This is a genomic window from Chitinophaga sp. RAB17, from assembly GCF_052114225.1.
Lineage (GTDB): Bacteria > Bacteroidota > Bacteroidia > Chitinophagales > Chitinophagaceae > Chitinophaga.
Genome location: NZ_JBFREI010000022.1, coordinates 14434 through 26933 on the forward strand (window position 1 = coordinate 14434; position 12500 = coordinate 26933).

Genomic DNA, 12500 nt, shown 5'->3' on the forward strand with positions numbered 1-12500 from the left:
AAGATTAGCTGCTACCCCTTACCTTTCAGCATCCAATCAATCGTATGTTGGATTTTACAGATGTTAGTTAATCGAGGTAATCAGTTTACTATTTAACCCTGTAAGAAAAATGCGCATTGCTCATCTCATCTTAACATACACTGATCCCAGACAAACAGAAAGGATGATCAAACGATTGTCCCACAAAAATTTCGACTTTTATATATGCGTAGACAAGAAATATGACATCAAACCGTATCTATTCCTGAAGGCATTATCCAATGTTTATTTCATCAAAAACAGGAAGAGGGTGCAATGGGCCGGATTCAGCACCGTACTTGCAACTTTTGAGTGCATTAAGGAAATTCTCGCCAGCGGCGTTCAATATGATTTTATCAACTTCTTAAGTGGGCAAGATTATCCAATCAAATCAACTACCTTCATCAATGATTTCTTTACTCAACACATCGGGAAGGAATTTTTAAGCTATCGTGATATAGCAAAGGACTGGAAAGAGGGGCTTATCAGAATGGAGAAATACTATCTCAGCGAATACAACTTCATTGGAAAATACAGACTGGAATATCTGATCAATAAAATACTTCCGAAAAGACGATTGCCTTACGGACTGCATCCATACGGTAAGTCTATGTATTGGATGTTAAGCCCGGAAGCAGCCTTATATGTAGTTAATAAAGTCAGCAATGACCCCAAATTACTGCATTTCTTTTCTTTTTGCTGGGGAAGTGATGAGTTTGTTTTCCAGACGGTGCTGCTGAATTCAGTGTATAAAGATAAAGTCGTTAATAATAATTACCGTTATATAGACTGGTCGGCCGGCGGGGCACGGCCCAAAATATTAGATGAAAGTGATGTCGGGAATATGATGAAATCCGATATGCTTTTTGCAAGAAAATTCGATATGGTAAATAGTCCTGAGGTTCTTGATATGATTGACGAACAGTTAACGAATGGCTAATCTGATTAAGATAAAAACGTTTAAAGACAGTAGAGGTATTCTAACTGTGCTGGATAACGTCATCCCATTTGAAATCAAAAGATTGTTTTATATCTATTCAGTGGATAATTCTGATCGGGGAGGGCACCGGCACCATAAGACCTACCAGGCAGCTATCTGCATCAAAGGCTCCTGCAAAATAACTACCAACAACAATAAAATAACAGAGCTGTTTGATCTGAACAGCCCAGAAAAATGTTTATTGTTAATGCCTGAGGATTGGCATGTGATTCATAATTTCTCATCCGATGCGATTCTTTTAGTACTTGCATCTACCGTATTTGATCCTACCGATTATATATATGAGCCGTATGATACTTTATGAAAATCTGAAAAAACTCAATCAACCTTTTGAAGAAGAATTGAAAAAAAAGTTTGCGCTTTTTCTCGATAAAGGCTGGTATATTCTGGGAGAAGAGGTAGCTTTATTTGAACAGGAGTTTGCAGACTATCATCAGGAAAAGTATGCAGTAGGCGTGGCTAACGGCCTTGATGCGCTTATTCTTTCACTTAAGTGTTGTGGTTTTAAAAACGGAGACGAAGTGATCGTGCCTTCCAACACCTATATCGCAACAATTCTTTCGATCATACACTGTGGCTTGGTGCCGGTTTTGGTGGAACCGGATAGCAGTACCTATAATATAGATCCTCAGGCTATCCTGCATTTGCTTACCAGAAAAACAGTGGCCATCATGGTGGTGCATCTATACGGGCAATGTTGTGAAATGAGTGCTATCATGGCAATTGCCCGTGATCATCAGCTGAAAGTAATTGAAGATTGTGCCCAGGCGCATGGCGCAAGATATAAGAATAAACTTGCAGGAACATTCGGTGACTTCGCTGCATTTAGCTTCTATCCCACAAAAAATCTCGGCGCACTCGGTGACGCGGGCGCCATCCTCTGTAAATCAGAAAGTGATTATCTGAGGCTCCGGCAATTGAGAAATTACGGTTCAGAAAAAAAATATTATAATGGTCTGATCGGATATAATTCGAGAATGGATGAACTACAGGCTGCTTTTTTAAGAGTGAAACTTCCCCATCTTAATGAAATTAATGAGCATAAAAGAAAGCTGGCCGCTATTTATACAGCTCATTTAAATAATGCCTTCGTAAAGCCCAGGGTAAATGCGGCTTTTTACAACGTGTACCATATTTACAATATCCTGCATCCGGAAAGAGATAAATTAAAACAGTATTTATCAGAAAATGATATTATCACAGAAATCCACTACCCGGTAGCTCCACAAGATCAACTGGCATTAAAAGGCCATTTAACCGGATATGATTATCCCATTTCTGCAAAAATTCATCAGCACACTTTAAGTCTTCCCTGTTCTTTAATTCATACCGAAGAAGATGTTTTCCATGTTGTATCAGTGCTGAATAAATTCCTTTTGTAGGCAACTTTTCCCCGTTTTTTTTATATTTATAGGAGCAGATATGTGGTGCTGGATAATCAGCAGGTAAAAAACAAATGATGCAGACGATAGCCGTAAAACAAAGATTATTATCCCTGGATTTTTTTCGTGGTCTCACGGTAGCTGCCATGATACTGGTGAATAATCCTGGTAACTGGAGTTATGTATATGCTCCTTTAGAACATTCTAAATGGAACGGCTGTACGCCCACAGATTTGATTTTTCCGTTTTTCCTGTTTATTGCAGGGGTAGCCATTCCCTATGCTTTGGGGAGCCGTAAAGAGGACCCCGGACAACACCGGGCACTCATATGGCAGGCCTTGCGGCGGGGAGCCACCATCATTGCATTGGGCTGGTTCCTGAACCTCTTTCCCAAATTCAACTTTGCACACCTGCGATTTCCGGGGGTATTGCCACGTATAGGGGTCGTGTTTAGTATCTGCGCTATCCTGTTTATTAAAACAAGCCGGCGTACGCAGATCTGTACGGCAGCGGTATTACTGCTGGTCTATTGGGTGATGATGACCTGTATCCCTGTACCGGGAATAGGAGCGCCGAACCTGGAGCCGGAAACCAATCTGGGCGCCTGGCTGGACAGGTTAGTTTTTACACCGGCGCATCTGTGGTCAGGTTCTAAAACCTGGGATCCGGAAGGTATTTTAAGCACCCTTCCTGCCATTGGTACTGGTATATTCGGTATGCTCGTGGGCGCCTGGTTGCGGAGGAAAGACAAAGACGATGCCGTGAAGGTGTCCTGGATGTTTGTGTACGGTTTTGGAAGTGTAGTGCTGGCGCTGATATGGGATCCGTTTTTTCCTATTAATAAATCGTTGTGGACGGGTTCTTTTGTGTTGTATACCGGGGGATTGGCTACCATGGCGCTGGCGGCGAGTTATTGGCTGATTGATGTACAGGGGCATCAGCGCTACCTGGCACCGTTTGTGGCTTTTGGCCGCAACGCGATTACGGCTTTTGTATTATCGGGTCTTGTTCCCAAGCTCCTGGGTTATATTCCGGTAAGGGATACCAATCTGCATGAATGGTTCTATCAGACCGTTTTCGTTAGCTGGTTGTCGCCTTACCATGCTTCCCTGGGCGCAGCCATACTGCTGGTACTGGTAATCCTGGTGCCGGTGGCTATTATGTACCGGAGAAATATCATCATCAAAATTTAAGCGATGTGGTGCCTGTCATCATTAATTCCGTAGGGCTGTACTAACGGGAGCGGCTGCACGAAATATCCCGTTTTTCCCGGCCAATGACCCATTTACCTATTGCGTATATCCATTGACGGTAGTCTGTCAAAAAATATTTTAAGTTTTTTTTGTTTAATTTAAAACAATTCCTACATTTGCAATCCCAAACGGGGAAATGGCTTCATAGCTCAACTGAATAGAGCATTTGACTACGAATCAAAAGGTTTCTGGTTTGAATCCAGATGAGGTCACAAAAAACAGAAAATGCTGCAACACTTGCAGCATTTTCTGTAAAAATGAAAAATCTGAAGAAAAGCTATCAGGTATAAAAAGTTGAAAAATAATTTGTTAGAATAAAAAATTGTTCTACATTTGCAATCCCGAAAGGGAAATACGGCTTCATAGCTCAACTGAATAGAGCATTTGACTACGAATCAAAAGGTTTCTGGTTTGAATCCAGATGAGGTCACCAACTAAAGGACGAATACGAGTAACATCGGGTTCGTCCTTTTTTTATGCCCCCATGTTTTCTCTTTTCCTCGCCTTTTTCTAGTAGGTTGAATAATTTGTATGTGTTATAGTTGTGATATGATTTGTGGAAGGAAGGCCTGCCGGCTGCCCGAAAGCCTGTATCACGGATGTTTTAGGCTGAATTTTATCTCTGTTGTATCTAAATACGCATTTAAAATATTGGGCGTTTTCACTATGATGACTCCGTCGACCTTATGCTTGAGACAGGCTATGTGCATATGGAAGCACCGCAGCAAAGGTGGAGGTGAGGTGGACTTGAGGTGGACTTGATGCGGGGATGACCTCTGGATGTAGAACCGAATCAGAAGAAGGATGGAGGTCAGAACCGGCCATAGCAGCGCTACTTCAGTACGAGGGGATAGCTGCGGAAAGAGATATTGAATTACTGGTTGGTAGGAACAAAATTAAATTTCTCATATGAAAACACTGTTAGTCATTATTCTGTTGAGCGCGGTTTCAAATAATGCTTTGGCGCAGTCTAAACAAAAAGAAAAGATCCGCTTGCTAACCTATGGGCTACCTTATTTTGAAAGAATACCTTTTGAGGAGCAGGTGGCTGCTAAATGGGGCATTGAATTGTATGCCATAGGCGGTTGTGTTATCGAACAACAGCTTATGGATAGTGCCAAACGAGTAAACGAGGTAGCCGAAAAGAAAATAATCGGGAGGTACGGGAAGAACTGGCGTGAAAGATTTAACAAGGAGATAGATGCTTTATTTGCGACACCGGAAAGAGCCGCAGATTTGGTTAATTCCCAGGATTATATCCGGCAGCAGGAGCAGGGTTTAAGAGCATCCGGCGACAGCCTCCACTATACCTGGTCCACCACCCGCAAAAAAGGCGTCTATCACGTATTGGTTTCCGGATCAGTAAAAAATACTATCTTTTACAAGTTGTTAGTAGATTATCCTCAGAGCAAAGTATCCATACTCAGCCGGCGATAATTATTTTACCCAACCGGAAACCAGGAATTATGATACGGATCAAAAAAGACGGCGTGTTGTTAAAACAAACAACGCTGGAATTTGAAAACGAAGGTGTGTTAAACCCCGCTACCATCAGAGACGGAGATCAGGTGCTTTTCTACTATAGGGCGGTTCAACAGGGGAATCATTCCAGCATTGGTTTTTGTAAACTCAGCAACCCGCTAACCGTGTCGGAACGCATGGATAAACCCATTATCTTTCCGGAACATGACTACGAGGCCAAAGGACTGGAAGATCCGCGGGTAGTGAAAATAGACGATCTGTATTATCTTACCTATACAGCCTTTGACGGGGCAAATGCATGTGGCGCGCTGGCCACCTCTACAGACGGTATCAACTTTAAAAAAGAAGGACTGATTGTGGCCCAAATGGATTTCCCCGAGTTTAAGAAACTGGCGTCTACTAATACCACACTCAGTGATAAATACACGCTCTATAACGACTTCAATCCCAAACTATGGGATAAGGATGTGCTTTTCTTTCCCAGGAGAATTAACGGTAAACTGTATTTCCTGCATCGTATAAAACCCGATGTGCAGCTGGTGGCGATCAATGAACTGTCGGAACTGACGCCTGCTTTCTGGGAAGATTATTTTCTGCATTTTAAAGATCATATCCTGCTCACGTCAAAGTATGCACATGAAGTAAGTTATGTAGGAGCGGGGGCTCCACCGATAGAAACAGAATATGGTTGGTTGCTGATCTATCACGGTGTGCATGAAACAAAGCATGGCTATGTGTATGTAGGTTGTGCGGCCTTACTGGACCTGGATAATCCCATGAAAGAAATTGCCAGGTTACCGCATCCGATACTGGTACCTGAGCGGGCATGGGAAATCAGGGGAGATGTAGATAATGTTTGTTTTCCTACAGGCACCGCTGTATTTGACGATACCCTGTACATTTACTATGGCGCCGGCGATGAGGTGATTGCGGCTGGCAGCGTTAGTTTAACGGAGTTACTCAACGAATTACTGGCTCATAAAACAGCATAACAGGCAACAATAGTTTCTATTACCCGCTTGGTTTCATCCGGGTCGCGTACCTTGATACAATCTACCCCGGCAGTTTTAGCTGGATAGTCGTTGCCGCCGGGAAAAATAGCATCCCCGGCAAAAAGCATTTCTGTAATAGAAATATGTAAAATGTCTCTCAGCTTATGGATGCCATAAGCCTTGTCTATGCCGGGTTTGGTAATATCCACAGAAGTGGTGCCGCCCAGGTTGATGGCGAACTCCGGAATGATATTAACCAGTAATGCTTTCATCTGTTGTCTTTTGGCAAAATCCGGATCCCACTTTTTCTTTTCTTCCAAAGGTGCTTCCTGTCCCAGTGCAGAAAAAGTAATCTGGCTGCCACGGTCTTCTATCTGTGAACCCCATACCTGTGGCGGTGTATAGCCAAGTTTATCTACTACACTACTCAGTGCATCAATAATTTTCTTTTTCTCTTCGGGTGTGAAATTCTCTGCATACAATTGCTTCCATTCGCTGGTGTATTCATAGAATTGTGTGCCGCAGGTAGGCAGAATAGATAAACGTTGCAGGCGTTCATCTGTGGGCAGATGGGCCAATACCTGTTTCTCAAACTGGGGCCAGGCGCCACCGGAAATAATGGCGACCCTGGCCACCTGCAGGAGTGCATAAAGTAAGATACTCATTTCATCATCTATGGCAGATTTACTTTCGGCCAGGGTACCATCCAGGTCAAAGACCACGAGTTTTTTCATGAAGCGTAATTATTTTTTCAGCAATGTCAATGCCTGCTCACAGATGTTGTCAACGGTGAAACCAAATTCACGCAGCATGACCGGGCCTGGTGCAGATGCGCCGAACCGGTCAATTGCAATGTTGATACCTTTATCACCGGTATAACGATGCCATCCCTGTGAAATCCCTGCTTCAACGGATATTCTGGCGCTTACGGCAGCAGGCAATACCTGTTCGTGGTATTCCGGTGTTTGCGCTTCAAATAATTCCCAGCTAGGCATGGATACAACGCGAACGGCTATACGTGATTTCAGTTTTTCCTGTGCCGCTATTGCGAGATCTACTTCTGATCCGGTAGCGATGAGGATCAGCTCCGGCGCTGCATTTGCAGCATCTGAAAGAATGTACCCACCAAAACGTAATCCGTCTGCTGACGCGTATTTACTGCGATCCAGCGTAGGCATGTTTTGCCGGGAGAGAATCAGCGCTATGGGTTTATCCGGTAACAATATCGCCATTTGCCATGCGGTAATAGTTTCATTGGCATCACCCGGACGGATCACCACCAGTTCCGGGATGGCGCGTAAGGCGGCCAGCAATTCCACCGGCTGATGCGTAGGGCCATCTTCTCCCATGGCAATGCTGTCGTGGGTAAACACATAAATCACTTTCAGCTCAGACAATGCTGCCAGTCGTATTGATGGGCGCATGTAATCTGAAAAGGTGAGGAAAGTAGCACAGTAGGGGATGATACCTCCATGTGCCGCCATACCATTGGCAATAGCGCCCATCGCATGTTCGCGGACGCCGTATTGTATATTCCTGCCTTCATAGCCCCATACACCGCCGGCAGCGCCCTGTAAATCTCCTTCTTTCATCAGCGGACTTTCAAAGTTCCCGGCATCTTTTAATTCAGTGTTGGTAGAAGTATTCAGATCGGCGGATCCACCTATAAACCCCGGCAGGTGCGGAAAGAATGCCTGTATGATTTTGCCGGAAGCTGCCCGGGTAGCCAGCCCTTTGGCATCGGCAGGAAACGGTTTGATATCTTTGTCCCAGTCTGCCGGCAAAATATCGTGTATCAATGACCGTAGTTCCTTTGCGGGATCGGGATATTTTTGTGCATAGATAACCATTTGCTCTTCCCATTTGGCAGCCTGTTGCTTACCAACGTCAACGGCTCTACGGAAATGATCACTGGCTTCTGAAGGCACCAGGAAATCCGGTGTTAACGGCCAGCCCAGTTTTTCTTTGGTCAGCTTTACATCCTCAGGACCCAGCGGAGAACCATGTGCTGAGGTGCTATCCTGTTTGGGAGAACCATAACCAATATGCGTGCGTACGAGTATAATAGAAGGACGGTCGGTTACCTCCTGTGCCGCCCGTATGGCCTGATCTATGGCTTCGAGGTCGTTGCCGTCTGCTACTTTTTGTGTATGCCAGCCGTACGACTGGAACCGCATTGCATGATCCTCTGTAAAGGTGACGGGTGTGGCGGAGGCCAGCGTGATACGGTTGTCGTCGTATAAATAAATCAGTTTGCCTAACCGGAGGTGTCCTGCCAGCGAAGCGGCTTCAGAAGCCACACCTTCCATCAGGTCACCATCACTGACGAGGGCATAGGTATAATGATCAATCACGGCATCGCCGGGACGGTTATACCGCGCAGCGAGATAGGCTTCGGCCATGGCGATCCCAACGCCGTTGGCAAATCCCTGTCCCAGCGGACCGGTTGTTACTTCTACACCAGGTACTACGCCGCGTTCCGGATGCCCTGGCGTTTTGCTTCCCCATTGACGAAACTGTTTAATCTCTTCCATGGATAAGTCGTACCCGGTCAGATGCAGCAAACTATACAACAACATGGAACCATGACCGGCAGATAATACAAACCGGTCGCGGTTAAACCAGTCGGGGTCGGATGGATTGTGACGCAGAAATCTTGTCCACAGCACATAAGCCATGGCCGCAGCGCCTAAGGGCAGCCCGGGGTGACCACTATCTGCCTTCTGTACGGCATCCACAGAAAGAAAACGAATAGTATTGATACATAATTCATCCAGTGTGGCAGGATTTGGAACGAGAGAGGTGTTGGTACTCATGGAGACTCCTTTTTAGGTGTGAAAAAGATCACACATAGGTCAACAAACATCATGCTCATAAGGTTGCCATAATATTTTTTAATTAGTCTACTGAAATTATAGACTTTTGGAAAAATATTGTATTATTGTACTCTGACGGCTTTCCGGGTCCGCTTTAGGGGACATTCATCCACCTGTTGACATACCCTGTATATCTTTCAAAATATATTCACCATGGACACATCATTACACTTAATGAGGAAATTTTGCTGCGTGGAATTTATCGACACCCGATGTTAGGGTGCAACCATTAAAAATAAAAAGGCCGGAACTGTTGGCGCAGTTCCGGCTGGTAATCAAGGCTGTTGGAGACATTTTTCAGTGATTGTATTTACATACTATCACCGGCCTCATTTTTTCATACCAAAGTAAAGATAATGAAAATTGCTATTGCATGCAGCTGCGGGCTGCTGCTGGCGGCTACCGCGTGGTCACAGGAGCGGGCTTCTCATAGTGCCGACACTACAAAATCTGTGCACAAAGCCGTTGTTCAGAACAACATTTCTCTTTCCGGAAGAATTATTGATGCCAAATCGCAATTGCCCATAGGAGGGGCACTGGTGCACATTAAAGGCACCACACACGAAGTGCAGAGCAGCGCTAATGGAGAGTTCTCATTTTTAACCGGCCAGAAGGTGCCTGTCATCTACCAGATTTCTTCCCTGGGCTATAAACTAAAGGAGGTATACGCGGAGAAATCCAATGCCGGCAATATCCTGTTGGAAGAGCTCAGCACCCAGCTGAATGACGTGGTAGTAGTAGGTTATGGTACCCAGAAAAGGAGGGACCTGACCAGCGCCATTTCCTCCGTAAAAGGCAGCGATGTGGTAACGGTGCCGGTAGCCAGTTTTGATGCACAGCTGCAGGGCAGGGCATCCGGCGTACAAATCAACTCCAATACCGGCGTACCCGGCGATGGGATATTTATCCGGGTACGTGGTACCACTTCCATCAATGCAGATAATAACCCACTCTACATCATCGATGGGGTATTTATGAATAATTCCAGTCTGCAAACAGTGAATTCCGGTGGTCGTCTTTCTTCTCCGCTGGCAGATATCAATCCTGCTGATATTGAAAATATAGAAGTATTGAAAGATGCCAGCGCCACTGCCATTTATGGCTCCAGGGGCGCCAACGGCGTGGTAATCGTTACCACCCGGCGCGGTAACTATAACAGCAAGGCGAAAGTAATAGCAGACGTTTCTACCGGTGTGGCCTGGGCCCCTAAACTTTGGGACCTGACCACCGGCCCGCAACATGCAGAACTGGTGAATGAATTTTATAAAAATTCACTGGCAGATGCTACCGCCGCCAATGATCAGGCAGGCATCAAAAAATACAGCTATCTGCCTTTCCGCGCATTAACAGACAATCCTACTCAAACACCTGCTCCGAGAGGCTTACCTCAGGACCAGCATACGTACGACCGCCTGGACGAAATTTTTCAGACAGCGCCGCTGCAGAACTATAACCTGTCCCTCTCGGGTGGCAACCGGGAAACGAAGTATTACTTCGGTGGCGGCTATACGAAACAGGAGGCGATCCTAAAACCGATTTCATTTGAACGCGCCAGTTTCAAACTGAACATAGATCAGCGTATTAACGATCACATAACAATCGGGTCCAGCAACAGTTTCTCCCGTAGCTTCCGCAGCCAGGGCCGCGCAGGCGATGGCCCGCAGGGAGGGTTGTTACAGGCGGCATTACATACGCCTACTTATCTTCCGGAAACTAATCCCGATGGTTCACCTGCCCGCTGGGCAGGCTTCGATAACGTGCAGGTACTGATTAATAACTATGACGTACATACGACAAGTTTGCGCTACATCGGTAACCTGTACCTGGACGCGACCTTGCTGCCGGATCTGAAGTTTCACAGTAATTTCAGTATCGATTATAACAACTATAACGAATCTGAATACTGGAACAACCTCACACAACTCGGTGCCAGCCCCACTAACGGCCTGGCTACTTCCGCTATCACACAGAACACCTCCTGGATCAATGAACAAACATTGTCCTGGCGCAAGCATGCAGGTGAAAAACATTTCTTCGGTGTACTCGTAGGAAACACGCTGCAAAGCAATACGGAAACATTGACCTCTGCACAGGGTTCCGGTTTCCCGAATAATTCCTATAAATATATTTCTGCTGCTGCTACCCGCACCGCCGCGCAAACATGGACGAGGAGTACCCTGACCTCTTTCTTTTCCAGGATAGATTATAACTATGCCGGCAAATATTATGTGGAAGCCAGCCTCCGTGCTGATGGTTCTTCCAAATTCGGTGATAACTATAAATGGGGCTACTTTCCTTCTGTGAGCGCTTCCTGGCGGTTGAAAGAAGAAAATTTCCTGAAAACAGTCAATAGTATCAGCGATCTGAAACTCAGGGCCAGCTATGGTATTACGGGTAATCAATCCGGCATCAGCGATTTCGCCGCCAAAGGCTTATGGTCTGGTGGGGCAGGATATCCGGATAACAGCAGCGGTGATCAGCCGGGAACGGCGCCATTGCAGTTGCCCAATAAGGATCTGCGCTGGGAAAAAACCAGTCAGGCCAATATTGGCGTAGACCTGGGACTATTCAACGGTCGCATTAACCTGACTGCTGATGTGTATTCCAAGTATACCAGCGATGTATTGCTGTTGCTGCCATCAGCCGGCGCAACGGGCTTCTCCTCCGTGTACAGCAACGCCGGAGAAATCAGCAATAAAGGCTATGAAATAGGACTGAATACCACCAACATTACCACCCGTTCTTTTACCTGGAGCAGCAGTTTTAATATTGCCGGTAATACCAACCGTATTGAAAAGCTGCCTACACCGGTATACCAGTATAACCGCGACTGGATTATTATGAAAGAAGGATCACCGATGTATTCTTTCTGGTTATATAAACAGCTGGGCGTAGATCCGCAAACCGGCAACGTTATTTTCGAAGGCGCCAAAGATGGCAAACTGCCAGTATCTGCCCGGCAGGTAATGGGTAATGCTATGCCTAAGTTTTACGGCGGCTTCAGCAATACCTTCACCTATAAAGGTTTTGACCTGAGTATCCTGTTGTCATTTCAATATGGCAACGATGTATATAACCTGAACCGCTTTTTCGGAGAGGGAGGTGGTACCAGGGATGCCAACCGCGTATTGTTTGCAGATCAGCTGAACCGCTGGCAAAAGCCGGGTGACAAAACAGATGTACCCCGCCTCACCGCTTACGGTTTGAACTACACGGTGGATCAGAACAGCCGCTTCCTGGAAGATGGTTCTTTCCTCCGTCTTAAATCACTCACATTTGGTTACACTGTCCCCAAATCTATCAGCGAAAGATTGCGTATTCAGCAACTACGTGTATACTTCATCGGTAGTAACCTCTGGTTGCTCACCAAATATACCGGACTGGATCCCGAATCAAATGTAACCGGTATACAAACCGTACAGGGACTGGATCTTGGCACACCACCGCAACCACGTAGCGTACAGTTTGGCTTAAACGTAACTCTTTAATTTTCTTAA

9 protein-coding genes and 2 tRNA genes are annotated in these 12500 nt (G+C 45.6%); 9 read left to right on the forward strand and 2 right to left on the reverse strand.

Annotated features, from left to right (window positions below):
• Positions 1-109 precede the first annotated feature (109 nt).
• The 8 genes from AB4Z08_RS34980 to AB4Z08_RS35015 all read left to right on the forward strand — a co-directional run bounded on the left by AB4Z08_RS34980 (position 110) and on the right by AB4Z08_RS35015 (position 6127).
• On the forward strand, positions 110-958 hold the full coding sequence (locus tag AB4Z08_RS34980) for a beta-1,6-N-acetylglucosaminyltransferase (protein WP_441578422.1): 849 nt from the start codon (positions 110-112) through the stop codon (positions 956-958).
• Positions 951-1322, forward strand: coding sequence for a sugar 3,4-ketoisomerase (locus AB4Z08_RS34985; RefSeq protein WP_441578423.1), 372 nt, complete (start codon positions 951-953; stop codon positions 1320-1322). The genes AB4Z08_RS34980 and AB4Z08_RS34985 overlap by 8 nt, the downstream gene beginning before the upstream one ends.
• Positions 1309-2400 carry a DegT/DnrJ/EryC1/StrS family aminotransferase gene (locus AB4Z08_RS34990; protein WP_441578424.1) on the forward strand — a complete coding sequence of 364 codons (1092 nt, stop codon included), beginning with the start codon at positions 1309-1311 and terminating at the stop codon, positions 2398-2400. Before AB4Z08_RS34985 ends, AB4Z08_RS34990 begins: the two co-directional genes overlap by 14 nt.
• Positions 2401-2477: 77 nt before the next feature.
• Positions 2478-3593, forward strand: coding sequence for an acyltransferase family protein (locus tag AB4Z08_RS34995; protein WP_441578425.1), 1116 nt, complete (start codon positions 2478-2480; stop codon positions 3591-3593).
• A gap of 198 nt (positions 3594-3791) precedes the next feature.
• Positions 3792-3865 (forward strand) — tRNA-Arg (locus tag AB4Z08_RS35000).
• A 144-nt stretch (positions 3866-4009) separates the two neighbouring features.
• Positions 4010-4086 (forward strand) — tRNA-Arg (locus tag AB4Z08_RS35005).
• Between the two features lie 476 nt (positions 4087-4562).
• On the forward strand, positions 4563-5090 hold the full coding sequence (locus AB4Z08_RS35010) for a hypothetical protein (RefSeq protein ID WP_441578426.1): 528 nt from the start codon (positions 4563-4565) through the stop codon (positions 5088-5090).
• A gap of 29 nt (positions 5091-5119) precedes the next feature.
• Positions 5120-6127: a hypothetical protein gene (locus AB4Z08_RS35015; protein ID WP_441578427.1), complete on the forward strand. Its 1008-nt coding sequence runs from the start codon at positions 5120-5122 to the stop codon at positions 6125-6127.
• Here AB4Z08_RS35015 and AB4Z08_RS35020 read toward each other — a convergent pair.
• Positions 6112-6861, reverse strand: a complete 750-nt coding sequence (locus tag AB4Z08_RS35020) for an HAD-IIB family hydrolase (protein WP_441578428.1) — start codon at positions 6859-6861, stop codon at positions 6112-6114. The two genes, AB4Z08_RS35015 and AB4Z08_RS35020, sit on opposite strands and share 16 nt — an antisense overlap.
• Positions 6862-6870: 9 nt before the next feature.
• Positions 6871-8943, reverse strand: coding sequence for a transketolase (gene tkt / locus AB4Z08_RS35025; protein WP_441578429.1), 2073 nt, complete (start codon positions 8941-8943; stop codon positions 6871-6873).
• A gap of 416 nt (positions 8944-9359) precedes the next feature.
• Here tkt and AB4Z08_RS35030 point away from each other — a divergent pair, with 416 nt between their 5' ends.
• Positions 9360-12491, forward strand: a complete 3132-nt coding sequence (locus tag AB4Z08_RS35030) for a SusC/RagA family TonB-linked outer membrane protein (protein WP_441578430.1) — start codon at positions 9360-9362, stop codon at positions 12489-12491.
• The last annotated feature ends 9 nt before the right edge of the window (positions 12492-12500 follow it).

What these genes read in the sequence shown, in the direction of transcription:
- AB4Z08_RS34990 (WP_441578424.1), top strand. Translation starts at nt 1,309, where the DNA reads ATGATACTTTATGAAAATCTGAAAAAACTCAATCAACCTTTTGAAGAA.
- AB4Z08_RS34985 (WP_441578423.1), top strand. Translation starts at nt 951, where the DNA reads ATGGCTAATCTGATTAAGATAAAAACGTTTAAAGACAGTAGAGGTATT.
- AB4Z08_RS34995 (WP_441578425.1), top strand. Translation starts at nt 2,478, where the DNA reads ATGCAGACGATAGCCGTAAAACAAAGATTATTATCCCTGGATTTTTTT.
- tkt (WP_441578429.1), bottom strand. Translation starts at nt 8,943, where the DNA reads ATGAGTACCAACACCTCTCTCGTTCCAAATCCTGCCACACTGGATGAA.
- AB4Z08_RS35010 (WP_441578426.1), top strand. Translation starts at nt 4,563, where the DNA reads ATGAAAACACTGTTAGTCATTATTCTGTTGAGCGCGGTTTCAAATAAT.
- AB4Z08_RS34980 (WP_441578422.1), top strand. Translation starts at nt 110, where the DNA reads ATGCGCATTGCTCATCTCATCTTAACATACACTGATCCCAGACAAACA.
- AB4Z08_RS35030 (WP_441578430.1), top strand. Translation starts at nt 9,360, where the DNA reads ATGAAAATTGCTATTGCATGCAGCTGCGGGCTGCTGCTGGCGGCTACC.
- AB4Z08_RS35020 (WP_441578428.1), bottom strand. Translation starts at nt 6,861, where the DNA reads ATGAAAAAACTCGTGGTCTTTGACCTGGATGGTACCCTGGCCGAAAGT.
- AB4Z08_RS35015 (WP_441578427.1), top strand. Translation starts at nt 5,120, where the DNA reads ATGATACGGATCAAAAAAGACGGCGTGTTGTTAAAACAAACAACGCTG.